The organism is Tenacibaculum finnmarkense (assembly GCF_900239185.1).
Taxonomy (GTDB): domain Bacteria; phylum Bacteroidota; class Bacteroidia; order Flavobacteriales; family Flavobacteriaceae; genus Polaribacter; species Polaribacter finnmarkensis.
In genome coordinates this window covers 1-23,670 of sequence record NZ_OENA01000008.1, presented here as the reverse complement: position 1 = coordinate 23,670, position 23,670 = coordinate 1, and the positions used below count along the sequence as shown (strand labels likewise).

Here is a 23,670-nt window from a genome sequence, read left to right as displayed (position 1 = left end):
AAAAAGGAGCTGATTAAATCAACTCCTTTTTTAGTTTATAATAATTTCGATTATTTAGACTAAATCAAAACCAATATCTTTTCTGTAATTCATTCCTTCAAAAGAAATTTTGTCAATGCTTTTGTATGATTTATCAAGCGCTTCTTGAATAGAATCTCCAAAAGAAGTAACTGCCATAACTCTTCCTCCGTTTGAAACTACTTTACCATCTTTATCGGTTGTTCCTGCATGAAAAACAGTAGAATCTGTCGCCAATTCAAAACCTGTAATTTCTTTTCCTTTTTCGTAGGCTTCAGGATATCCGCCAGCAACCAACATTACTGTTGCTGCTGTTTGAGAGGTAACTTGGTATGATTTTTCATCCAAAGTTCTGTTTGCCACACCTTCGAATAAATCAACTAAATCAGATTTAATTCTTGGTAAAACAACCTCTGTTTCAGGATCGCCCATACGTACGTTGTATTCAACAACAGATGGGTTTCCGTTGTCGTTCATTAAGCCGATAAAAATAAAGCCACGGTAATCAATTCCATCTTTCTGTAAACCATCAATTGTTGGTTTTACTACTAAATCTTCTACTTTCTGTAAAAAATCATCCGTAGCAAAAGGAACAGGAGAAATAGCGCCCATTCCACCAGTATTTAAACCAGCATCGCCTTCACCAATACGTTTGTAATCTTTTGCTGAAGGTAAAATTTTATAATTTTTTCCATCGGTTAAAACAAATACCGAAAGTTCAATTCCTTTTAAAAATTCTTCAATAACTACGGTTGCCGAAGCTTCTCCGAATTTTTCGTTTGAAAGCATTTCTTTTAATTCAGATTTTGCTTCTTCTAAATCGTTTAAAATTAAAACACCTTTTCCACCAGCTAATCCATCAGCCTTTAAAACATACGGAGGCGCTAAGGTTTCTAAAAAAGCGTGTCCTTTTGCTAGTGTTTGGGCAGTAAATGATTCATACCTTGCGGTAGGAATATTGTGCTTAATCATAAATTGTTTCGAAAAATCTTTACTTCCTTCTAGTAAAGCACCATCTTTTTTAGGACCAATTATAGCAATGTTTTTTAATTGCTGATCAGCTAAAAAGAAATCGTGAATACCTGCTACTAAAGGTGCTTCAGGACCTACAACAACCATATTAATTTGGTGTTGTAAAACCACTTCTTTTACTTGATTAAAATTGGTTGGATTGATAGCAATATTTGTAGCTACAGCGCTTGTACCTGCGTTACCAGGAGCTACAAAAAGCTTTTTTGTTTTGGTACTTTCTGAAAGCTTTTTTGCAAAGGAATGCTCTCTTCCTCCTGATCCTAAAATTAAGATATTCATGGTATGTTGTGTTGTTGTGTTATCAATGCAAATATAAAATAACAAAAAAGGCTATTTAAAAAAATAGCCTTTTTTGTTGAAATAATTATTAAAATATCTGTTCTAGTATTTTTTGTGTAATGGCATAAGTTGGTGTAACGCCACTCATTCCTAAACCTCCAGAGGCAAGAGTTGCTCCTGTTTCTAGCGGGTTGTCAGATGCGTAATAAGCATATCGAACTTTTACATCTTCACGGATATTCCCTCTAATTTTAGAGGCCGATTGAATGGCTTTTTGATAATGTGCGCCTTCCATTTCTAAACCAATCACATTCCAGGTAGAATCATGGAAAAATTCAAGTAAATCTTTATTTTGTAAAGAGGTTCCTAATACACTAACCATCGTTCCTTCAAAAACGTTTACGCCAAAGCCTTCTAAATCATCTTTGGTTAATTCATTTTCAAACGGATAATTATCGGCAGTACCTTCAAAAATATGTGCCGAAGGAATCATAATATCACCTTTTCCACCTTCTAAAATTCCTGCTTTCCCCATAATAGAAACCGAATCAACATTTAAATGAACTGTTTTTTCAGCGGTTTTATAAGGTTTTAGTAATTCATCCATGGTTTCAAAAGCTTGTTCACCAAAAGCATAATCCATTACAATAATAACAGGTTTTTGATCGGCAGAATTTACTTTCTTAAAAGAAGTTGTTTTAAAATCTATTTTTTCGGTATCAATAATTTGAACATTGATATTGGTTCCTGAAGTATCTTTTAAATAAATTAACCCATTTTTAGACGCATGGTTTTTAACAGCTTTTTGTAAAGGTTGGCTGTTAGAGTTACTCAATACTTCAAAAAGTTCAAAACCTTTGTGTTTTTTAAATTCTTGAGGCAGGGCACTTTTACCATAAATACTATTCATAACACTGTGCATATTTGCACTAATAATATGAATAGGACGCTCTAATAAGTTGTTGTCAAGTAATGTTTTTTTAATGCTATTTGCCCAAATTTCACCATAAAAATGATGTCCAATTTCTTCAATTAAAGCGGTACTAAATTTTACAGAACGTTTTTGTTCGTTGGCTGTTTCGTTAACGGCTAATTTACCTAACCAGTAAATTAAATGGAAAAATCTGTTTGGTTTTTCTTCGGATGCAAAGGTATTATAGGCTTCGTAAACCTCATCGTAAGTTCGTCCTAGAATGTTTCCAAGATGTACCACAATTACGTCTTTTTCTTGGTCTGAAAGCGTTTTGTTATAAAGAACAACATCTTCTAAAAGAAGCCATTCTCTAATAAAACCATCTTCGTTATCAGAAACAACACGGTCTTTTATTTTGTGAGATTCAATAAATAAAAAGGTAATATGTGTAAGAATATCGTAAATTTCAGAACGCCCACGCGTAATTTCGATATTCATTTGATCTTTATCAATACGGTAACAATTTCTTCTTCTTTTAGGAGGAATAATTGTTTCGAATTTTGAATTTCGATATCCTTCATCGGCAGTTAAATTGATAAACTGACACTCTTCAATACCTTCAGGCAATCGTTCAATAATGTAAACCAAACCATTTAATTCGGTTTTATCTTCGGCAATTGAACCATAAATTTCGGGTCTTAATTGCAGTAATGATTTACGCAATGTTTCTCCTGAAATTCCCATGGGTTTATAAAAACCACGACTAAATAAATGACGCATTGAAATGTATAATTTTTCAATAGCGTTGGTTGATTCTTGCGCTCTACTACGTTCTTTATGGTTGGGTTTTGACATTTTTTTTGGGTTCAAAGATACAAATATGTTAGAGATGTTATCTTGTTAAAATTTTGTTATACTTTTTTTGATTCTTTAATAGATGTACTGCTTTACTTATGGTTTTGTCGTTTTGAAGCTGATGTGCAAATAGCCCTTGTTTATAAACGTATCTTTTTATAATTTGATTTTGTATTTCTGTACTTAAAAAAGCTTCGTTTAGGCTAATTTGATCAACTTTATCTGCCTTTAATTTGTTGATTATTTTTTGATATTCTGATACAATAGCGTTGTTCTTTTTTACAGAAATATAGGCTTTTTTAAATAATTTTTCTTGAGTTGTTACAAAGCTAGTATCGATTGTAAGTAAGTAATTTTTAAAATCATTAAAATTTGTAGCTTTAAAAAGAAAGTCAGCTGTTGCTAAATTGGGGTTTTTATGGGTGAAATCGGTAACAAAATTAAAAATAGCTTTTGATTTTAATAGCTTTTTTGTTTCTGTTGATTTTTTAGAAAACCCTGTTTTTACATCGGGTGTTACGCCACCGCCATCATAAACTGTTCTTCCGTTTTTTGTTTTGAATGTACTTACAATTCCATCAGAAAATTTAGGAACTTTACCTGTTTTAATATTTCTGTTACTATAATCTAATTCTTGAATACAACGTCCGCTAGGGGTATAATATTTTGAAATAGTGGCTTTCATTTGTGTGCCGTAATTTAGTTTAAAATAACGTTGCACTAAGCCTTTACCGAAAGAGCGTTCGCCCATAATAACGGCACGGTCATAGTCTTGCAAAGCACCCGATACAATTTCAGAAGCCGAAGCCGAACGGTCGTTTATTAAAACAACAACAGGAATTTTAGTATCTAAAGCTTCTCTTTTTGTTTTATAAACTCTGGTGTTTTTTTTAGTTTTTCCACGAGTATCGACAACTTTTAAACCTTTATCTATAAATAAATTGGTAATATTTACAGCATCGAATAATGAACCACCAGGATTGTTACGTAAATCAAAAACCAAGTTTTTCATGCCTTTTTCCTTGAGCTCGTTGAAGGCATTGGCAACTTGTTCGGTGGCTTTTTGACTGGTGAATTTTGTTAAAACGATATAACCTGTTTGAGCATCAATCATGCGGTAAAATGGAACGGGGTTTACTGTAATCCTATCTAGTTTTAAGCTGATTTTTTTGGTGTTTCCGTTGCTGTTAACGCCTAAAGAAAGTGCTTTGTTAGGCGTTCCTTTTAGCATTTGTGCGTATTGGCTTTTGGCTATTTCTGTTAAATTTTGCCCGTTGATAGTTGTAATAATATCGCCTGCTTTTAGCCCAGCTTTATCAGCAGAAAACCCCTTGTAAACCTCTGAAATAAGAATGCCTTTTTTAGTGTAATAAACAGCAATACCAATACCTCCGTATTCCCCTTCACGACGAATACGAGCGTCTTCAACGTCTTGCTCGTTGTAAAAACGGGTGTAAGGATCTAAATTTTTAAGCGTATTTTTAATGGCTTTATCAGTCAATTCTCCTGGATTAATTTCATCAATATAATTGATGTTTAATTCCTTGAATAAATTGTTGTAAATTTCTATTTGTTTTGCAATTTCAAAAAATCGGGATTGAAATGAAAAAAAAACAGCAATAATTACAAGTAAACCAAAAAAAAGCGCTTTTTTATTCTTCATTTTTATGAGTTTCAGCGACAAATAGTGTTAATAATTTTTTCATTTTAACCTCTAAATCGGCATAAGTCCATTCATCTCTTGCAATATAAGAAATCATAAATACATGTGGCTTATTTACAGCATCATACACGGTGTATTTTTCTTTTCGATAGGTTTCGCGTAGTAAGCGTTTTATGCGGTTTCTGTCCACCGCACTTTTAAAGTTTCTTTTTGGAACAGAGACTCCTACCTGAACAGGGAATTTTGAAGTGTGTTCGGTTTGTATATATACCATTCGAAGTGGAAAAACTTTAACTGATTTTCCTTCTTCATAGAGCTTGCCTATTAGCTTTTTGCTCTTTAATCTTTCTTGTTGTCCTAGTGTAAATTTCATGTGCTACAAACATACATAAACCTACACAAAACTGCACAAATCTATTGTAAAAACCTTTTTTAAGTATTTTTTAATTCTTGCTTTTAATTTTTTATAGGGCTAGGTCTAGTCACCTTGATATTTTGAATATCAAACAATCAATGAAAACACTTAAATGTATTTCGTGTATGAATATTGCACAAATAGAGTTTAAGAATTATATTTGCAAAATAAATACAAACAGAAGACTTATGTTTTTAGAATTTAAATGCAGCAACTTCCTATCTATAAAAGATGAAGTAATTCTTAATATGACACCTATTTCTAGTTATGGTGAACATAATGACACACACATAATAAAAGAAAGCGGTAGGGAAGATATTCAATTATTAAAATCAATTGCAGTATTTGGAAGTAATGGCGGCGGAAAATCTAACTTAATTCAAGCTATGGAATTTATGAAAGACCTACTTCATAATTCATTTAAAGATTCTTTAGAGCCAAAAGAAGATAGACCTTTTTGGAAGTATCATCACAGGTTATCAACAGAGACAATTAATAATCCATCTTCTTTTGAAATGTCATTTATAATTGATGGCATAATTTATAAATATGGATTTTCTATTCAAAATTGGATAATTACTCGTGAGTATCTTACAAAAACGGACAAACGAGAAACAATATTATTTGATAGAACGGGTTCTAATTTCAAGATTAATGAAACAAGTTTTTCAGAAGGTAAAAGATACAAAGACGTAAATTCAAATGTTCTTCTTCTTAATTTTCTTGCTCAACATAATGCTCCTGAATCATCCAAAATATTTCATTGGTTCAATATTTTTAATATTATGGATGGACTTGATGATAGTTATGTTAAAAGTCATACAAAAGAATTATTAGAAACAGATGGGCGATTTAAAAAATGGATTACTGTTGCCTTACGTTTTCTAGAAATAAAAACAGTTAGTATAGAGGATAATGAATTGGTTGCGGTTCATCAAAAGTACGATGAAAATAATTTCATAACTGGACAAGTAAGCCTTCGTGTTGATAGCGAAGAAAGTAATGGTACTCGAAAATTAATATATTTATTAGGTGGTCTATATGCTACTTTGAAATCAGGAAGGACATTTATAATTGATGAATTTGACTCAAAACTCCATCCAAATTTATCTAGAAAATTAGTTCAATTATTTCATAAACATAATATTAATGGTGCTCAGTTTATAATAACAGCACACGATCCTACATTACTTGACAATGATATTTATAGACGTGATCAAATTTGGTTTATAGATAAGGATCAATTTGGTGCTTCTGAGTTATATCCAATGTCTCAATTTAAATCTACTCAGGGGCTTAGAGGTAGTTCGGACTATAGGAAAATGTATTTGAATTGTCATTTTGGAGCAGCTGAGACTATGGAAATATCATCCGAATTAACAAATTTAATTCGTTAAACATGAGAAATTACAGCAGAGGACAAGGTCAAAAAGAAAGACGTGGCAGTAAAAGAGAGCCTAAAGTTGTATTCTCATTTGAGTTTTTAGATATTAAACAAGGGCAAACTTTTAAGCAATGGGACGATAAAAAAGACCTACTTAAACTTCAAGAGTTAGGGCAAACACTTAACAAGCTAACTGTATGGCAATCATTGGCTGAGCAAATTATAATTCAGTATGATATTCAAAACACCCGAAAATGGGATAAGAATAATATGCCAAAAGTTTCGAAATGGAAATATCCAAACACCGTAGCTAGAACTGATATTCCTTGGAGTAAAATAGAATTAGGTCGGAAATTAAGGCTAATTGGTTATCTAGAGTCAAACATTTTTTTTGTAGTTTTTCTAGATAATAACCATCAATTTTTTCCTTCAAATGCATAAAATCTGTTTAAATTTCATCTAAAAAAGTTTTATAACAGAAAAATAAGAAATCGAATCGGTCGCACTGAATTTATTTCAGTTTTGCATCCTGTTTTACCATAATTTTTAAACAGACTTACAAAGTAAAGTAGCTTAACAATACACCATAAAATAGCGAGTGTTTGTATTAAGCCGAAAGATTTGTAAAACTGAAATGAATTTTATTTGACAAGTTTATTTTTATGCTTTTAATTTTTTTATATTTAGACCTATAAAGTACTTTGTAAAGTTCAAAACTTTATAGTGATGCCTAGCCCCGATTGTAGCAATTGTTTGAGCTCCTTTTTTGATTTTTTTCAAAAAAGAGCGAGTGCGGAAAGCGGGAAATAGCTCCAAAAAAAATCCTTTAAAAAACCTTAAAACAACTGTATGAAACCTGATTTATTTCAAGCTCCTGATTATTATCAAACCGATGATTTATTAACAGATGAACATAAACTTATTCGTGAAACGACTCGTAATTGGGTTAAAAAAAAGGTGTCTCCAATTATTGAAAATGCCGCGCAAGAGGCTAAGTTTCCTAGCGAATTGATAAAGGGATTAGCCGATGTTGGTGCTTTTGGCTCATATATTCCTGAGCAATATGGCGGTGCTGGTCTAGATCAAATTTCCTACGGATTAATAATGCAAGAATTGGAGCGTGGCGATAGTGGTATTCGTTCAACTGCTTCGGTGCAATCGTCATTGGTAATGTTACCTATTTATAAGTATGGAAATGAAACGCAGCGACAAAAATATTTACCAAAATTAGCGTCGGGTGAGTGGATTGGAAGCTTTGGTTTAACCGAGCCAAATCACGGGTCTAATCCTAGTGGGATGGAAACGAAGTTTAAAGATATGGGAGATCATTATTTGTTAAATGGTGCAAAAATGTGGATTTCTAACGCACCTATTTGTGATGTTGCCGTGGTTTGGGCTAAAAATGAACAAGGACGGATTCATGGTTTGCTTGTTGAAAGAGGTATGCAGGGGTTTTCGACTCCTGAAACGCATCATAAATGGTCGTTAAGGGCTTCGATTACTGGGGAGCTTATTTTTGATAATGTTAAGGTTCCTAAAGAAAATATATTGCCCAATAAATCGGGGTTAGGAGCGCCTTTATTATGTTTAGATTCTGCTCGTTATGGGATTGCTTGGGGCGCAATTGGAGCGGCGATGGATTGTTATGATACCGCCTTGCGATATGCAAAAGAGCGTACACAATTTGGTAAACCGATTGGGCAGTTTCAGTTACAGCAAAAAAAATTAGCCGAAATGATTACTGAAATTACCAAAGCGCAGTTATTAACATGGCGATTGGGGGTGTTAAAAAATGAAAATAGGGCAACGTCGGCGCAAATATCGATGGCGAAAAGAAATAATGTGGAAATGGCGATAAATATAGCCAGAGAAGCAAGACAAATTTTAGGTGCTATGGGAATATCGGGCGAATATTCGATTATGAGACATGCAATGAATTTAGAAAGTGTAATTACCTACGAAGGAACACATGATGTGCATTTGTTAATTACAGGCTTGGATATTACTGGTTTAAATGCTTTTAAATAAGAAGAAATACGCTAAAATTAAGCCCCCCAGCTTACATTGTAGTTATTTCTTCTTATAATAAAGCACACTAAATGAACTATTAAAAAAAAGAAGAAGGGCTATACACGTTAAACCACCAACATATATATAGAGAACTTCTTCTTAAAATCAACTATTAAAAATTTAAATACAATTTCTTATTCCTTTTTCTTGCCTGTACCTATAAGAATTAAAAGAGTGGCTACTAAGCCCACACAAACAAGTGCGAAAAATCCTATTATAACGGTACCGTATGTCCAAGAAACTAAAGGTAAATTAATCAATTGCATCATATTACTTACTTTTTGCGACAAAAATAGCAGTACTGTTTTGTTTAAAATATGACATTTATCATGTTTTTAATAACAACTGAGAAAGGTTGTTTTTTATAGAACGAAAAACACTAGGAAGTATTGGCTTTTTTAAGTATTCGTAGGAGTTATACCTATAGAAAAAAGGAAAAAATTAGGGTTGTTTCGTTTATTTAAGAAAATTTTAACTTAATATTAAGTTAAAGTTTTCTTAATATTGTTTTTTTCATTGAGCTTATTTTGTTCACTTTCTTTGTGGTTGTTATGATGTATTTTATTACTAATTATTCTTATTAAGTCTAAATAATTATTAAATTAGCGCTGAAATTAACATTATAAACAGTAAACCCCCCCGTGTTATGAAAAAGTTATTAGTATTGATTTTGACTGTTTGTTTATCAATAAACATATGTGCTCAAAAGGTGTGTGAATCTTCAAAAGAAATTGTGGAAGATTTAAATAGTATTAGCATTGCTAAATGTGATATAAAAAAAACGAAAAAGAAGCATACTAAAAAAACCAGAGAAATTCCTGTAACTAGAAGAAGTTTAAAAAAACGTAAAATAACCAAGGGAGTAGGAGTGGGTATTGCTAAAATTCATATTAGTCCTCAAAATGAAAATCAAAAATTAGCCCTTGAAAAAGAACCTTCTTTAGGGCAAGATATAATTAAAATTACCAATAAATTATCAAAAGAAGAGTTAGATACAGCGGTTAAATTTAATAAGGCAGATAAAATTCCACTATTTAATGCTTGTAAAAATGTAAGTAAAACAAGACGTGCTTTTTGTTTTAATAAAAATATGGTAAATCATATTTCGACACATTTTAAGTATCCAACCGATGCTATTCGAAAATCAATACAAGGAAATATTTGGGTAAGTTTTATTATTGATAAAAACGGTGAGGTAAAAAATATTAAAACACTTGTGCATAAAAATGGGGATTTATTACATAAAGAAGCACTTAGGGTTGTTGCTAAATTACCGCAATTTATTCCTGGAAAAAAACAGGGTAAACGTGTTTCTGTAAAGTATGGTTTTCCAATTTCATTGGCGTTAGAATAATTAACTCGTAATTATAAACCAAATTATAAACTAAGTAAATAACTCAAAACAATATAAAATGTTTAAAAAAATACTGTTCTTTTTTTTGATGATTTTTAGTGTTGCTTTATCGGCGCAAATTAGTTTAAAAGGAAAGGTTTACGATGAATATTTAGATCCTTTACCTAATGTAAGTATCAAATCGTTACAAAGTACTGCAGCTACAACTTCGAATAGTGCTGGGGATTTTACTTTAATAATAGCCCGAAAACTTCCATATATTATTCAAGTTTCTGCTACTGGGCATAAAAAAGAAGTGATTCAAATTAAAAGCTTAGATCAAGAATTGAATATTGTTTTAAAAGAGCTTAAATAGTAGTGATTTTCTCTTTTGTTTTTTGTCTATATTTTATTTTTGATAAAAAAAACGGAACAAAAACTGCTCATTTTTATCTTTTGAAAAAAAATAACCTATTGATTATCAGTTGTTTAATAATTAATAGGTTAAAAATATGTACTCGAGGCGGGAATCGAACCCGCACGACCTAAGTCACTGGATTTTGAATCCAGCGCGTCTACCAATTCCGCCACTCGAGCATTGTATTGGTACTGCAAATCTATAAAATTTTTTTAATTAAATTCACTTAAAATAACTTTTAAACTCTTAAAATAGTTTTACTTTTGCGGCAACAACAACATTAACTTTTAACAAAACCTTGTAAATGCCTACAGATCAACTAAGTCCGAAAATTTTTGCCTGTTCTCAAAGTATCGAACTTGCTAATGAAATTGCTAAAGAATACGGAATACCACTAGGAGATGTAACAACGACACATTTTAGTGATGGTGAATTTCAACCAGCCTTTGAAGAATCTATTCGAGGAAGAAGAATCTTTTTAATTGGATCTACATTTCCATCAGCAGATAACTTAATGGAAATGCTATTAATGTGTGATGCGGCTAAACGTGCTTCTGCAAGGCATATTACCGCAGTGATGCCTTATTTTGGATGGGCACGTCAAGACAGAAAAGACAAACCTCGTGTAGCTATTGGTGCTAAATTAGTGGCAAAATTACTAGAATCAGCAGGAGCTACCAGAATTATGACCATGGATTTACATGCTGATCAAATTCAAGGATTTTTTGAAAAGCCAGTAGATCACTTATTTGGTTCTACTATTTTCTTACCATATGTAGAAAGTTTAAACTTAGATAATTTAACCATTGCTTCACCTGATATGGGTGGATCAAAAAGAGCCTATGCGTATTCTAAATTTTTAGAAAGCGATGTGGTAATTTGTTATAAACAACGTCAAAAAGCCAATGTAATTGCTTACATGGAATTAATTGGTGAGGTAAAAGGTAAAAATGTAATTCTTGTCGATGATATGATTGATACAGGAGGAACACTTACCAAAGCTGCCGATTTAATGATGGAAAGAGGCGCTTTAAGTGTGCGTGCAATTTGTACACACCCGATTCTTTCTGGTGATGCGTACGAAAGAATTCAGAATTCTAAGTTAACAGAACTGATTGTTTCTAATACAATTCCATTAAAAAAGAGTGTGTCTAAAATAAAAGTGGTAAATTGCGCCTCTTTATTTGCTGATGTGATGCGTAAAGTACATAGTAACGTATCGATTAGCGATGAATTTTTAATGTAAATAATTTAATAAATAAAAATAAAGTAATGAAATCAATTACAATCAACGGATCAAAAAGAGAAAGCGTAGGTAAAAGAGCAACTAAAGACTTACGTAATGCTGGAAAGGTTCCTTGCGTATTATACGGAGGAGACGAGCTTGTTCATTTTTCAGCAACTGAGAAATTATTCAAGCCTTTAGTATTTACTCCAGACGTATTTACTGCTACGATTGAATTAGATGGTGCAAAATACAGTGCTATTTTACAAGATATCCAATTTCACCCTGTAACAGAAGCTATTTTACATGTAGATTTTTATCAAATTTTTGATGATAAAGAACTTACTATGGATATTCCTGTAAAATTAGTAGGTACTGCAAAAGGTATTATGTTAGGTGGGGCATTACGTCACAACTTACGTAAGTTAAAAGTAAAAGCTTTACCAGCTAATTTACCTGACTTTATTGAAGCTGATATTACTGAATTAGCTATTGGTAGTAAATTATATGTTACTGAGTTAAGAAATGATAAATACGCTTTATTACACCCAGATAACACTGTAGTTGCACAAGTTCGTATGTCTCGTAATGCAGCCAAAGCAGCAGCAGAAGGAGAAGAAGAAGAAGCTTAAAAACATGCTATAGTTTTACTATAAATAAAAAAAGCGTTACATTATTTGTAGCGCTTTTTCTATTTTTGGAATTTAATGTTAACATTTTTTAGAAACAATTTTGATGAAAAAATTTTTAATCGTAGGCTTAGGAAATATCGGTGAACAATATGATAATACACGTCATAATATCGGTTTTAAAATAGTAGATGCTTTTGTAAAAGAACACAATGCTAGTTTTGAAACTGAAAAATTAGGCGACATTGCCAAGCTTAAAATTAAAGGAAAAACAGTACTTGTTTTAAAGCCTAGTACCTACATGAACTTAAGTGGTAAAGCGGTTATGTATTGGATGCAACAAGAAAATATTCAGGTAGAAAATTTATTGGTCATTACCGATGATTTAAATATAGATTTCGGTAAACTTCGCATTAAACCAAAAGGAAGCTCAGGCGGACATAACGGATTAAAAGATATTCAAGCAAAATTTAATACGGGTGCATATCCACGTTTTCGCTTCGGAGTTGGTGCAGATTATGGCAAAGGTCGTCAGGTAGATTATGTTTTAGGAACATGGAGTAAAGACGAAATAAGCGAATTAATTGAACGTATTCCAACTTCTGTAAACGCTGTTACTTCTTTTATTACCGCAGGAATGGCAAATACCATGAACGAATTTAACGGCAAATAAATTAAGAATATATTATTTTCTAAGCTTATTTTTTGATGAAAATTATTTATAATTATTATAAATAAATAATTGTTTTTTGAGAAATAGTATTATTTTTGAATCTTAAATACTTGATTATGAAAATTCTAATACTATTCTCTTTTTTTATCTTTTCCAGTTGTTTTGATATTGGATGTACTGATCCAGGATATGATAGTTTTAAATCGTCTTACGAACCTGTTACCATAAAAAGAGCCGATTTAAACACTTCTATTGCTTTTCAAGATGCAGAAGTAATGAGCGAATCGTCTAAAATTTATATTTTTGACAATTATATTTTTATAAATGATAAAAGAAAAGGCTTTCATGTTTTTGATAATTCCGACCCTAAAAATCCCATCAAAAAGAAATTCTTAAAAATACCAGGCGCTACCGATATTGCTATTAGAAACAATACTTTTTTTATCAACCAGGCAACCGATTTAGTATCGTTAAGCATCGATTTGAAGACCTTTAAGTTGAATATTGATAAACGATTAGAAAATGTTTTTCCCAGATTAGAATCACCAGATGGTTTTTATGAATCGGTTAAAAAGGAAGAAATTATTGTTAATTGGATAAAAAAATAAAGGCGATGAAAAAGATATATACACTACTAATTATAGCTATTTTGACGCTTAGTATTTCTTGCAGTCAAGATTCGAGTAATAACGATGTTTCAAGCAATCAATCTGCTGACGGAATGGGTGGTTCTTTAGCTACTTTTATTTTAAAAGATGCTTATTTATACACCGTTGATTTTTTTAAACTAACTGTTTTTAATATTGCTGATACTAAAAATCCTGTAAAAGTAAATACTATTGATGTTGGCTTTAATATTGAAACCTTATTTAGTTTTGATAATTATTTATTCATCGGCTCACAAAATGCGATGTTTATTTATGATATTACCAACAAAGAATTGCCTAAAAAATTAGCCCAATCGAATCATTTTACAGCTTGCGATCCTGTGGTTGCCAACGGTACAAATGCTTATGTTACTTTGCATACGAACAGTAATTGTCAGGGAACGGTAAATGAATTAAAAACCTATGACATTACCGATATTAAAAACCCAATATTATTAAACAATAGAAATTTAACACAGCCTAAAGGATTAAGTTTATATGCCGATAATTACTTATTAGTTTGTGATAACACGGTTAAAATTTTTGATATATCAAACCCAAAAGATTCAAAATATATTACTGAAATCCCTACAAAAAATGCCACGGATATTATCATCAGAAATAATCATGCGTTTATTATTTCTGAAAACAGTATTGATCAATATCAATTAGATGCCACGAATATTTCAAAATTTACTAAAATAAGTACTTTTAATTTTTAATAAAAAAAGCCCTAAAATTTAAAATCTTAGGGCTTTTTTTATATTTCAATCTAAATTTTGTTAATGCTCACTATTGATTATCACTGGCAAACCATTCAGCAAAACTGCTGTCGGTTTCTTGTAATTTTATTGCGTGAAGCTTAATATTTTCAGGAAGTCTGTCTTTAATTTTTTTAGCAAAATCAATCGCCATCATTTCGCTTGTTGGCTGATAATCAACCAAAATAACATGATGTCCTCTGTCTTTTAACTCTTTGGCTAATTCAATATGAGGCGTATTTTGATTAAAAACGGTTGCGTGGTCAAAAATATCAACAATTTCTTCTTTGACAATTTTCTTTAAATCACCAAAATCGATTACCATACCAAACTTTACGTTTGTACTATCGCTAATTGGCTGCCCTGTTACAGTTACATAAAGTTTATAACTATGACCGTGTACATTTTTACATTTTCCATCATAACCATACAACGCATGCCCTGTTTCAAAAGTAAACTGTTTTGTAATTCTTATATTATTCACTATCTCTTAAATTTTTTGTTTGCTCTGTATTTATTGTAAAAATACACAATTGCTACTCCTGCTGCTAAAATGGCAAATAAATAATCTCCACCCATAATTTAATATTTTATTTGCCGAAAGTACGAATTTGTTTTGCAACTTTTGTTAAAATCCATACGAAACCTACTGAAAGCAATACTCCTACTAGTAAAAACACTATTTGATTTTCAAGTATCCATCTTGCAATTTCCTGCCCTGCTGTTTTATTTTGAATATTTTTTATCTCTTGAAATAAAAACATTTTTTATTTTTTAAATTTTGATAATGCTTTTTTAGTGAAATCAGATAAGACTAATTTTCCTGATATTTCAGCATTTTCTATTAATAATTCTTGCCAATGTTCTGTACCAATCCACAAAGTTTTTTTCATTTCTGATAAAGCTACAGGATTGTAATCAGCTAATTTTTCTGTAAAAAAACCTATTTCTTTATCTAAATCTTCTATAGATTCAAAAACACGGGCGTATAATCCTTTTTCTTTTGCCCAGTATGCATTTTTCCAACTTGTTGCATCTAAAGTTAATTCGGCTAAACCGCTCACATTAATTTTTCGAGTAACCGCAGGAGCAATAACAAAAGGACCAATTCCGATACTTAATTCTGATAATTTAATAGCGGCATTTTCTGTTGCAAAAACATAATCGCAAGCAGCTGCTAAACCAACTCCACCGCCAACGGTTTTACCTTGAACACGTCCAATAATTAATTTTGAACAACAACGCATCGCATTAATTACGTTCGCAAACCCTGAGAAAAACTGTTTACCAGCTTCTAAAGTATCAATAGCAACCAATTCATCAAAAGAAGCACCTGCACAAAAAGCTTTATTTCCTTCGGATTTTAAAATGATAATTGCAACGTCATTATTTTTTGATAAGCTATTAAATTCATTAGCCAAACGTGCTAATAATTCACTTGGAAAAGAATTACTTGCAGGATGTCCAAATTCAATAGTTGCAATTTTTTTATCAATATGAGTATATAAACTTCCGTTTTCTCTTGTTGTTGTCATTCTCAATTATTTTATTCTCAAATTTACTCATTTTAAGAACGTGATAAAAACGTATTTCTAAATTTAAGAATTAAAGGAACTGCACGTGCAATTATCCACGCATAAAAAGCAATCCAAATGGCATGTAATTTATAATCTAAGAAATCAAAAAATAATAAAACAGGTATAAAAATAACTGCTGTTGATATCAATAATAAATTTCGTAAATACTTCATTTCTCCCATTCCTTTAAACATTCCATCATAAATAAAAGCGATAGCACAAATAGGTTGCATTATTAAAATAATCCAAAAAGTATTATAAAAATGTTCTAATACGGCTTGTTCTTGTGTAAAAATTCTTCCTATAAAATCATAAAAAACAAATCCAATAATTGCTAAAAAAACACCAAATACAAAGCCATAAAGAAGCAACTTATTTCCTAATTTAAGTAATGATGGATATGCTTTTGCTCCTAATAATTTTCCTGATAAAATATTTCCTGCGGATGAATATCCATCAATCATAAAAGCACCCATTAGCCATATATTAAAACCGATTGTATAGGCTGCAATGTATTCTTTTCCATAAGAAACTGCATAAGAAGTGGCAAAATATAAAGCAAGATTTAAAGCAATAGTTCTAACAAATAAGTTTAACATCATATTGATAAACTTCGGAATTTCCTTGTTAAAAGGAAGCTCAAATTTTAACGATATTTCTGTTTTAGTTATCAGTAAATACACCGCAACAAGCGCCATAACAATTTGTGCAATAACACTTGCATAAGCAGCTCCTGAAATGTTCATTGCAGGAATATATCCTTCAATTCCGTACACAAAAACAACATCTAATACAATGTTTACAACTGTACCAATTATAGCAATTAACATCGGATACATGGTGTTTTGTAAACCTCTAAATGTTCCAAAAATAGCGATTACAAACAAAGTAAACGGAAACCCAAAAACTCGTATTTTATAATATTCAATCGAATAATCTAAAATAGCATCAGAAGCATTATAAAACTGAAATATTTCTTTAGCAAACGGATACGTAATTCCTAAAATAACCAAACTTGTTACTAAAATAATGGCAATAGCTTGAGCAGGTAAATTTTTTACTTCGGATAATTTATCAGCACCAATATATTGCGAAATAATTGATGAAATACTGCTACGTGCTTGCCCAAAAACCCAAATTAGCATCGATAAAAAAGCACCGACAATTCCAATAGCGGCAATACTTTCGGTTGCATTATGATTGATATTTCCTACAATTGCTAAATCGGTAGTTGATAATAAAGGTTCGGCAACTCCTGCAATTAAAGCTGGAAAAGCCAGTTTATTTATTCTTTTAAAACTGATGTCTTGTGGCATCTAAAAAAGTGTGTTCGTTAGGTCGATCGGAGTCGAAACCTATGGTGAATAACCGCTCGACTCCGATCGAGATAACAACAATATTTTGTTTACTTTTTCAGTAACATTCGCTTAATTTCATTCAATTTCATTAAAGCTTCAATAGGCGTAAGCGTATCAATATTTGTAGCTAAAATTTCATCTCGAACTTCTTCTAATAAAGGATCATCTAATTGAAAGAAACTCATTTGCATATCTTCTTTTTGCGAATCTTTTAAAACCTCTTTTACTTCTTTATGAGCGTTGTTTGCTTCTAATTGTTTTAGAATTTTTTGTGCTTTTGTAATCACCAAATTTGGCATTCCTGCTAATTTTGCCACATGAATTCCAAAACTGTGATTACTTCCTCCTTCGACTAATTTTCGTAAAAAAATAATACTATCTTTTAATTCTTTTACCGATACATTAAAGTTTTTGATACGTTTAAAAGTGCTAGTCATTTCATTTAATTCATGATAATGCGTAGCAAATAACGTTTTTCCTTTTGATGGATGTTCGTGTAAATATTCGGCAATAGCCCAAGCAATTGAAATTCCATCATAGGTAGAAGTTCCACGCCCAATTTCATCTAATAAAACCAAACTACGTTCCGATATATTATTTAAAATTGATGCTGTTTCATTCATTTCTACCATAAAAGTAGATTCTCCCATCGAAATATTATCGCTTGCGCCAACTCTGGTAAAAATTTTATCTACCATACCAATTCTAGCACTTTGTGCAGGAATATAACTTCCCATTTGTGCTAATAAAACAATCAATGCGGTTTGGCGTAAAATTGCCGATTTACCCGACATATTTGGTCCGGTAATCATAATAATTTGTTGCGTATCACGATTTAAAACAACATCATTAGCAATATATTCTTCGCCAATTGGAAGTTGTTTTTCGATTACAGGATGACGCCCATTTTTAATATCAATATCGGTACTATTATCCATTTCTGGACGCACATATTCGTTGTCCATCGCCAATTTGGCAAATGATAATAACACATCTATTTTAGCAATATTTTGAGCATTTTGCTGAACAGGTTGTACAAAATCAATAATAAACTGCACTAATTTTGAAAAAATATCTGCTTCTATTTGCTGAATTTTATCTTCTGCTCCTAAAATTTTAGTTTCGTATTCTTTCAGTTCTTCAGTAATATATCGCTCAGCATTTACAAGTGTTTGCTTACGAATCCATTCTTGTGGAACTTTGTCTTTATGGGTATTTCGAACTTCAATATAATATCCAAAAACATTATTGAAAGCGATTTTTAAACTGGTGATTCCCGTTCTTTCGGTTTCACGAGCCAACATCATTTCTAAATATTCTTTTCCTGAATTAGAAATACTACGAAGTTCATCTAATTCATCAGAAACACCACTTGCAATAGCATTTCCTTTATTGATATTTACAGGTGCATCTTCAAAAATAGTTTTGATGATTTTAGTAATTAAAATTTCACAATCGTGTAATTTTTTTCCTATTTCTTTAACTGTTTTATTGCGGCTTTTTTCTGCGGATGCTTTTATCGGAAGAATAGCTTTTAAGGAGTTTTTCAATAAAATAACTTCTCTTGGCGATACTTTTCCTGTGGCGACTTTTGAAATTAAGCGCTCGATATCAGAAATTTGTTTTAATTGATAGGTTACCGTTTCAAAAAAGGCTTCATTATCAATTAAAAAAGCGACCAATTCATGACGTTCTTGTATTTGTGTCAAATCTTTTAACGGCAAAGCCAACCAACGTTTTAATAAACGTCCGCCCATAGGCGAAATTGTTTTATCAATAACATTTAATAAAGACACGGAGTTTAAAGCGTTCCCGCCGTATAATTCTAAATTTTTAACGGTAAACCTATCCATCCACACATAATTATCTTCGGCAATTCTGCTGATCGATTGTATGTGTTGAATTTTATTATGTTGTGTTTCTGATAAATAATACATTGCCGCACCAGCAGCAACGATACCTTGTTCTAAAGATTCAACACCAAAACCTTTTAAGTTTTTAACCTTAAAATGCGTACTTAATAATTCATTTCCATATTCCTTTTGAAAAATCCAATCTTCTAAATAAAAGGTATGAAATCGATCAGTAAAGAGTTCTGAAAATTGTTGTTTGTATTTTTTTTCAACTAAAACTTCGCTTGGCGAAAAATTTTGTAAAAGTTTATCAATATATTCTTCGTTTCCTTGGGCAATTAAAAACTCACCTGTAGAAACATCTAAAAAAGAAACTCCTATTAATTTTTTACCAAAATGTACGGCGGCTAAAAAGTTATTTGATTTTGCTTGTAAAACTTCATCATTTAAAGCAACACCTGGTGTAACCAATTCGGTAACTCCTCTTTTTACGATGTTTTTAGTCATTTTAGGATCTTCTAACTGATCGCAAATAGCAACCCTTAAACCCGATTTTACTAATTTAGGTAAATAGGTATTTAACGAATGATGCGGAAAACCTGCCAACGCAATTTCACTGGCGCTTCCTGCACTTCTTTTTGTTAAAACAATTCCTAAAATACTGGATGCTTTTACGGCATCATCACCAAAGGTTTCATAAAAATCTCCTACTCTAAATAGCAACATTGCATCGGGATATTTTTTCTTAATTCCGTTGTATTGTTGCATCAATGGAGTTACCTTTTTTGCGGTTGTTTTTGCCAAGTTTTTAGATTTTTTAAATTAGTTTTGCGAAGATAAATATTCGATTTTAAAGTAAACATTTTTTATGAGAAAACTAAAAAATAGTGAGTTAGGTAGAATTACGGTGAACGAGTTTAAAGAAACCGAAAAAACGCCCATTATTGTAATATTAGACAACATCAGAAGTTTAAATAATGTGGGTTCTGTTTTTAGAACTTCGGATGCTTTTTTAATTGAAAAAATATATCTGTGCGGAATTACAGCAACGCCTCCGAATAAAGAAATTCATAAAACTGCATTAGGAGCAACCGAATCTGTAGCGTGGGAGCATGTTGAAAATACGATTGACTTAGTTGAAAAATTGAAAAAAGATAACATTAAAATTTTAGCCATCGAACAGGCAGAAAATAGTACAATGTTAAATGAATTTACTCCTGAACCAAACCAAAAATATGCGGTTGTTATGGGAAATGAAGTAAAAGGCGTACAACAAGAAGTTGTTTCTGCATCTGATTTTTGCATTGAAATCCCGCAATTAGGAACGAAGCATTCTTTAAATATATCGGTTACAACAGGTATTGTAATTTGGGATTTATTTCAGAAAATGTCTTAGTTTTGTTTCTCAAATATAAATAAATCCCCTTTTATTTTATGAAAAAAATTCTTACTTTTTTCTTACTACTGACTACGTTTTTTGTTTGCTCACAAGAGCAAAAAGATTCTATTTCTTTTTATTTAAAGAATGCTAAAAAGGTTAAAGGAGTTACTAAATTATCATACCTCAAAAGAGCAGTGATACTTTCGGATGATTTAAAAAAAGACTCGCTTTTAAAGCAAACAAGCATGAGCTATGGTAAACAAAGCTATTTTAGTAAAGATACCTTGGGCTTAACGTTTTCAAAGAACAAATTATTAAAACATTATGAACTAAAAAAAGACTCTTTATCTTTGGCAAAGGCCTATCATTTTGCAGCTTTAAACCATAAAATAAAAAATAATTTAGACAGTGCTTTTTACTATTATCATAAATCAAAGAATGTATCTATCGCTTTAAAAGATTCTGCTGAAATAGGTAGAAGGCTTTTGTCTATGGCAATTCTTCAGGTAAAAGAGCTAGATTTCTTAGGTTGTGAAATAACTACAGTTGAGGGGTTAAAATATGTAGAGCCTTTAAAAAAATATCGAACTTTAAGTTCTTTATATCAAACCTTAGGAAACACTTTAGCGAGTTTAAAAAGACCAGAAGAAGCTCGAACCTATTATTACAAAGCTCAAAATATTGTTAAGTATAATAAGGTAAAACGCAAAAGAGAAAAAAAATATTTAAATCTTTTGAGTAATATAGGGATGACCTATAAAGATCAAGGTGATTATGAAAAAGCAGTTTCGTTATTTGAAGAGGGTTTGCATACAGATAGTTTAGAAATAAAATATCCTAAAAATTATCAATCTTTTTTAGGGAACTTATCGTCCATTTATTTTTTGCAAGGCGATACAAAAAAAGCAATAGAAGGATATAAAATAGTTTTAAAAAGTAGAAAAAAACTTAAAAATTGCTACTCAGAAAGTTTTTCTCACGCTTTTTTAGCAGAGGCATATATAAAAAACAAAAACTATATACTAGCAGAAAAACATGCAAATATTGGTTTAAAATTAGCTAGAAAAGTAAGAAATAATAAAATAGTTTTAGAATGTTTAAAGCTTTTATCAGAGCTTAGTAAAGGACAAAAATCAAAAAAACATTTACAACAATACATAAAACTTAATGACAGTTTATTTGAAAAAGAACGCCGATTAAAAAATCAGTTTGCTAAAATTAGGTATGAAACTGAAAAAAAAGAAACAGAAAATAAGGTTTTAAAAACAGAAAATAAAAGTAAACAACTAGAAATAGTGTATCATAAACAACAACAAACTATTGGTAAGTTAGCCGCTGCCATTGGTTTATTATTATTTATCAGTAGTGTTTTGTTTTATTTTTATAGAAAAAGAAAGCTGTTATATCAAGCACAATTAGAAAGAATAACTGCTCGAGAAGACGAGCGACAACAAATTGCAAAATCATTACACGATGAAGTTGCGGGTGATTTAAGTTTATTGCATCAAAAATTAAAAAAATCAAATTTATTAGAAGAGGCTAAAAAACTAAATGCAGTTAAAGAAAATGTTCGAAATTTATCGCATCAATTAAGTAGTATTAGCTTTAATAAAGTGTCTTTTAAAGATCAAATAATTAATTTGATAAGTGATTATTTTGAAATTAATTTTAGAATAAGTGTTACAGGTTTAAAGGAACATAATTGGCAAGAATTAAATAACGCTATTAACAGATTATTGTATTTAAGTGTACGGGAAACTATCCAAAATTGTAAAAAACATGCAAAAGCTAGTAAAGTAATAATAACATTTGCAATACATAAAAATCATGTATTTTTACAAATTAAAGATAATGGCATTGGTTTTGATGCCAATATCAACAAAAAAGGAATTGGTTTACAGAATCTACAAGAACGTATTGAAGAGTTAAACGGAACTCTACATATAAAAAGTGAAGTAGGTACTGGAACCTTAACTAGTATTCAAATACCCCTAAATGCTTGGACCAACAAAAATACTCTTAGTTGATGATCATCAATTAATACTCGAAGGAATACTCTCCTGCCTAAAAAACATTGATAATTTAGTTATAGAAACAACTAATTGTTGCGATGATGCTTTTTCTAAAATAAAAACAGCAATTCACAGCGTGCCTTTTGATATTGTTTTTACTGATTTAAGTTTTGAAGATACAAAAGGAAGTCTAATATTAGATGGTGGCGAAGCTTTAATAAAAGCCATTCAAAAAGAAAATATAGCTATTAAAACAGGTGTTATTACAGGGCATTTTGAAACCAATCGGGTTTTTAATGTTATTCATAATTTAAATCCTAATGCCTATATTTTAAAAGGAAGTTGTACTACCGATGAATTAACATTTGCTATAAAAAAAATGCTAAAAGATCAGGTGTATTATACACATGAAATACATCAAAAACTATCAAAAAGAGCTTTAATTGAAATTCAAATGGATGAGGTAGCTATTCAAATATTAAAAGAATTGCCAAAACATACTAAAATTACCAATTTAGAAGGTGTTATAAAAAAAGCAGATGGATCTTTAGTTAAAACAAGGTCTATAGAAGCCAAATTAGCAAAACTTCGAGGAGATTTACAAGCTCATAATAATACTGATTTAGTGTTAAAAGCAAAAGAATTAGGTATTCTAGATTAGAATATTGCGGTAATTTGCATTTTTTATTGCGGTAAACCCTTTTTTAAGTTAATAAAGTGCTTGTATATTTGCACCAGAATTCAATATTATTTGGGGAAATATTTTGAAAAGAAAAAAGTTAAAAAACCTTTCAGTTTACTCTGAGAGGTTTTTTTGTGAATAATATTACTGTTTACGATATAAAAAGATAAAACGATAGGTTTTAGGTATTCTAGATTAGAATATTGCGGTAATCTACATTTTTTATTGCGGTAATCCCTTTTTTAAGTTGATAAAGTGCTTGTATATTTGCAGCAGAATTCAATATTATTTGGGGAAATATTTTGAAAAAGAAAAAAGCTAAAAAACCTTTCAGTTTACTCTGAGAGGTTTTTTTGTGAATAACAATACTATTTATTATAAAAAAAATGAGACTTCTTAGAGCCTGTTTAAATTTGTAAAATAAAAAGAAAAAGGTTTCTGAAATTCTATTAAAATGTTTCTTTTGTGGTTCTCAAAACAAAAAAGATGTAT

General features: G+C 30.8%; 22 protein-coding genes and 1 tRNA gene. 13 read left to right on the top strand and 10 right to left on the bottom strand.

Going from position 1 to position 23,670, the window contains the following annotated elements; genetic code table 11:
• Window positions 1-54: 54 nt before the first annotated feature.
• The 4 genes from purD to rnpA form a co-directional block, all read right to left on the bottom strand.
• Window positions 55-1,329 carry a phosphoribosylamine--glycine ligase gene (purD, locus tag AQ1689_RS00380; protein WP_101954834.1) on the bottom strand — a complete coding sequence of 425 codons (1,275 nt, stop codon included), beginning with the start codon at window positions 1,327-1,329 and terminating at the stop codon, window positions 55-57.
• 88 nt (window positions 1,330-1,417) lie between these two features.
• Complete coding sequence (locus tag AQ1689_RS00375) at window positions 1,418-3,097, bottom strand: DUF6909 family protein (RefSeq protein WP_101954833.1); 1,680 nt, start codon at window positions 3,095-3,097, stop codon at window positions 1,418-1,420.
• 37 nt (window positions 3,098-3,134) lie between these two features.
• Complete coding sequence (locus AQ1689_RS00370; RefSeq protein WP_198913853.1) at window positions 3,135-4,760, bottom strand: S41 family peptidase; 1,626 nt, start codon at window positions 4,758-4,760, stop codon at window positions 3,135-3,137.
• Window positions 4,750-5,133, bottom strand: coding sequence for a ribonuclease P protein component (rnpA, locus tag AQ1689_RS00365; protein WP_101954832.1), 384 nt, complete (start codon window positions 5,131-5,133; stop codon window positions 4,750-4,752). Before rnpA ends, AQ1689_RS00370 begins: the two co-directional genes overlap by 11 nt.
• Window positions 5,134-5,300: 167 nt before the next feature.
• Here rnpA and AQ1689_RS00360 point away from each other — a divergent pair, with 167 nt between their 5' ends.
• From AQ1689_RS00360 to AQ1689_RS00340, 5 genes are all read left to right on the top strand, one after another.
• A complete protein-coding gene (locus AQ1689_RS00360; protein WP_232122597.1) occupies window positions 5,301-6,572 on the top strand; it encodes an AAA family ATPase in 1,272 nt (423 codons plus the stop codon).
• Window positions 6,573-6,574: 2 nt separating this feature from the next.
• On the top strand, window positions 6,575-7,000 hold the full coding sequence (locus tag AQ1689_RS00355; protein ID WP_101954830.1) for a hypothetical protein: 426 nt from the start codon (window positions 6,575-6,577) through the stop codon (window positions 6,998-7,000).
• Between the two features lie 408 nt (window positions 7,001-7,408).
• Window positions 7,409-8,587, top strand: a complete 1,179-nt coding sequence (locus tag AQ1689_RS00350) for an acyl-CoA dehydrogenase family protein (RefSeq protein WP_101954829.1) — start codon at window positions 7,409-7,411, stop codon at window positions 8,585-8,587.
• Window positions 8,588-9,275: 688 nt separating this feature from the next.
• Window positions 9,276-9,983, top strand: coding sequence for an energy transducer TonB (locus tag AQ1689_RS00345; RefSeq protein WP_101954828.1), 708 nt, complete (start codon window positions 9,276-9,278; stop codon window positions 9,981-9,983).
• Window positions 9,984-10,041: 58 nt separating this feature from the next.
• Window positions 10,042-10,338 (top strand): carboxypeptidase-like regulatory domain-containing protein, encoded by a 297-nt coding sequence (locus AQ1689_RS00340; protein WP_101915626.1) that lies wholly within the window; start codon window positions 10,042-10,044, stop codon window positions 10,336-10,338.
• A 139-nt stretch (window positions 10,339-10,477) separates the two neighbouring features.
• Here AQ1689_RS00340 and AQ1689_RS00335 read toward each other — a convergent pair.
• Window positions 10,478-10,559, bottom strand: a tRNA-Leu gene (locus AQ1689_RS00335).
• 125 nt (window positions 10,560-10,684) lie between these two features.
• Here AQ1689_RS00335 and AQ1689_RS00330 point away from each other — a divergent pair.
• The 5 genes from AQ1689_RS00330 to AQ1689_RS00310 all read left to right on the top strand — a co-directional run bounded on the left by AQ1689_RS00330 (window position 10,685) and on the right by AQ1689_RS00310 (window position 14,276).
• Entirely contained in the window at window positions 10,685-11,626 is a 942-nt protein-coding gene (locus AQ1689_RS00330) for a ribose-phosphate pyrophosphokinase (protein WP_101954827.1), read from the top strand.
• Between the two features lie 26 nt (window positions 11,627-11,652).
• Window positions 11,653-12,237 carry a 50S ribosomal protein L25/general stress protein Ctc gene (locus tag AQ1689_RS00325; RefSeq protein WP_101915624.1) on the top strand — a complete coding sequence of 195 codons (585 nt, stop codon included), beginning with the start codon at window positions 11,653-11,655 and terminating at the stop codon, window positions 12,235-12,237.
• A gap of 103 nt (window positions 12,238-12,340) precedes the next feature.
• Window positions 12,341-12,907: an aminoacyl-tRNA hydrolase gene (gene pth / locus AQ1689_RS00320; protein ID WP_101915623.1), complete on the top strand. Its 567-nt coding sequence runs from the start codon at window positions 12,341-12,343 to the stop codon at window positions 12,905-12,907.
• Window positions 12,908-13,023: 116 nt separating this feature from the next.
• Entirely contained in the window at window positions 13,024-13,515 is a 492-nt protein-coding gene (locus tag AQ1689_RS00315; protein WP_101954826.1) for a hypothetical protein, read from the top strand.
• Window positions 13,516-13,520: 5 nt separating this feature from the next.
• Window positions 13,521-14,276 (top strand): LVIVD repeat-containing protein, encoded by a 756-nt coding sequence (locus tag AQ1689_RS00310; protein ID WP_145993709.1) that lies wholly within the window; start codon window positions 13,521-13,523, stop codon window positions 14,274-14,276.
• Between the two features lie 70 nt (window positions 14,277-14,346).
• On the opposite strand, the gene AQ1689_RS00305 is transcribed toward AQ1689_RS00310, so the two are convergent.
• The 5 genes from AQ1689_RS00305 to mutS form a co-directional block, all read right to left on the bottom strand.
• Window positions 14,347-14,799, bottom strand: a complete 453-nt coding sequence (locus AQ1689_RS00305) for a 6-pyruvoyl trahydropterin synthase family protein (protein WP_101954824.1) — start codon at window positions 14,797-14,799, stop codon at window positions 14,347-14,349.
• 106 nt (window positions 14,800-14,905) lie between these two features.
• Window positions 14,906-15,079 (bottom strand): hypothetical protein, encoded by a 174-nt coding sequence (locus AQ1689_RS00300; RefSeq protein WP_180947505.1) that lies wholly within the window; start codon window positions 15,077-15,079, stop codon window positions 14,906-14,908.
• Between the two features lie 3 nt (window positions 15,080-15,082).
• On the bottom strand, window positions 15,083-15,850 hold the full coding sequence (locus tag AQ1689_RS00295; protein WP_101954823.1) for an enoyl-CoA hydratase/isomerase family protein: 768 nt from the start codon (window positions 15,848-15,850) through the stop codon (window positions 15,083-15,085).
• Between the two features lie 32 nt (window positions 15,851-15,882).
• Window positions 15,883-17,208: an MATE family efflux transporter gene (locus AQ1689_RS00290; protein WP_101954822.1), complete on the bottom strand. Its 1,326-nt coding sequence runs from the start codon at window positions 17,206-17,208 to the stop codon at window positions 15,883-15,885.
• A gap of 89 nt (window positions 17,209-17,297) precedes the next feature.
• Window positions 17,298-19,907: a DNA mismatch repair protein MutS gene (gene mutS / locus AQ1689_RS00285; RefSeq protein WP_101954821.1), complete on the bottom strand. Its 2,610-nt coding sequence runs from the start codon at window positions 19,905-19,907 to the stop codon at window positions 17,298-17,300.
• Between the two features lie 64 nt (window positions 19,908-19,971).
• Between mutS and AQ1689_RS00280 the strand changes: the two genes are divergently transcribed.
• The 3 genes from AQ1689_RS00280 to AQ1689_RS00270 are packed head-to-tail and all read left to right on the top strand — an operon-like array spanning window position 19,972 to window position 23,157.
• Window positions 19,972-20,499, top strand: coding sequence for an RNA methyltransferase (locus AQ1689_RS00280; protein ID WP_101915616.1), 528 nt, complete (start codon window positions 19,972-19,974; stop codon window positions 20,497-20,499).
• 38 nt (window positions 20,500-20,537) lie between these two features.
• On the top strand, window positions 20,538-22,511 hold the full coding sequence (locus AQ1689_RS00275; RefSeq protein WP_101954820.1) for a tetratricopeptide repeat-containing sensor histidine kinase: 1,974 nt from the start codon (window positions 20,538-20,540) through the stop codon (window positions 22,509-22,511).
• Window positions 22,480-23,157: a response regulator gene (locus tag AQ1689_RS00270; RefSeq protein ID WP_101915614.1), complete on the top strand. Its 678-nt coding sequence runs from the start codon at window positions 22,480-22,482 to the stop codon at window positions 23,155-23,157. Before AQ1689_RS00275 ends, AQ1689_RS00270 begins: the two co-directional genes overlap by 32 nt.
• Window positions 23,158-23,670 lie beyond the last annotated feature (513 nt).

Excerpts from the sequence above, each read along its gene's own strand:
- AQ1689_RS00375 (WP_101954833.1), bottom strand. The coding sequence starts at position 3,097 with ATGTCAAAACCCAACCATAAAGAACGTAGTAGAGCGCAAGAATCAACC.
- AQ1689_RS00290 (WP_101954822.1), bottom strand. The coding sequence starts at position 17,208 with ATGCCACAAGACATCAGTTTTAAAAGAATAAATAAACTGGCTTTTCCA.
- purD (WP_101954834.1), bottom strand. The coding sequence starts at position 1,329 with ATGAATATCTTAATTTTAGGATCAGGAGGAAGAGAGCATTCCTTTGCA.
- AQ1689_RS00315 (WP_101954826.1), top strand. The coding sequence starts at position 13,024 with ATGAAAATTCTAATACTATTCTCTTTTTTTATCTTTTCCAGTTGTTTT.
- AQ1689_RS00340 (WP_101915626.1), top strand. The coding sequence starts at position 10,042 with ATGTTTAAAAAAATACTGTTCTTTTTTTTGATGATTTTTAGTGTTGCT.
- pth (WP_101915623.1), top strand. The coding sequence starts at position 12,341 with ATGAAAAAATTTTTAATCGTAGGCTTAGGAAATATCGGTGAACAATAT.
- rnpA (WP_101954832.1), bottom strand. The coding sequence starts at position 5,133 with ATGAAATTTACACTAGGACAACAAGAAAGATTAAAGAGCAAAAAGCTA.
- AQ1689_RS00275 (WP_101954820.1), top strand. The coding sequence starts at position 20,538 with ATGAAAAAAATTCTTACTTTTTTCTTACTACTGACTACGTTTTTTGTT.
- AQ1689_RS00310 (WP_145993709.1), top strand. The coding sequence starts at position 13,521 with ATGAAAAAGATATATACACTACTAATTATAGCTATTTTGACGCTTAGT.
- AQ1689_RS00295 (WP_101954823.1), bottom strand. The coding sequence starts at position 15,850 with ATGACAACAACAAGAGAAAACGGAAGTTTATATACTCATATTGATAAA.
- AQ1689_RS00270 (WP_101915614.1), top strand. The coding sequence starts at position 22,480 with ATGCTTGGACCAACAAAAATACTCTTAGTTGATGATCATCAATTAATA.
- AQ1689_RS00370 (WP_198913853.1), bottom strand. The coding sequence starts at position 4,760 with ATGAAGAATAAAAAAGCGCTTTTTTTTGGTTTACTTGTAATTATTGCT.
- AQ1689_RS00300 (WP_180947505.1), bottom strand. The coding sequence starts at position 15,079 with ATGTTTTTATTTCAAGAGATAAAAAATATTCAAAATAAAACAGCAGGG.
- AQ1689_RS00280 (WP_101915616.1), top strand. The coding sequence starts at position 19,972 with ATGAGAAAACTAAAAAATAGTGAGTTAGGTAGAATTACGGTGAACGAG.
- AQ1689_RS00360 (WP_232122597.1), top strand. The coding sequence starts at position 5,301 with ATGAATATTGCACAAATAGAGTTTAAGAATTATATTTGCAAAATAAAT.
- AQ1689_RS00345 (WP_101954828.1), top strand. The coding sequence starts at position 9,276 with ATGAAAAAGTTATTAGTATTGATTTTGACTGTTTGTTTATCAATAAAC.
- AQ1689_RS00330 (WP_101954827.1), top strand. The coding sequence starts at position 10,685 with ATGCCTACAGATCAACTAAGTCCGAAAATTTTTGCCTGTTCTCAAAGT.
- AQ1689_RS00350 (WP_101954829.1), top strand. The coding sequence starts at position 7,409 with ATGAAACCTGATTTATTTCAAGCTCCTGATTATTATCAAACCGATGAT.
- AQ1689_RS00355 (WP_101954830.1), top strand. The coding sequence starts at position 6,575 with ATGAGAAATTACAGCAGAGGACAAGGTCAAAAAGAAAGACGTGGCAGT.
- AQ1689_RS00325 (WP_101915624.1), top strand. The coding sequence starts at position 11,653 with ATGAAATCAATTACAATCAACGGATCAAAAAGAGAAAGCGTAGGTAAA.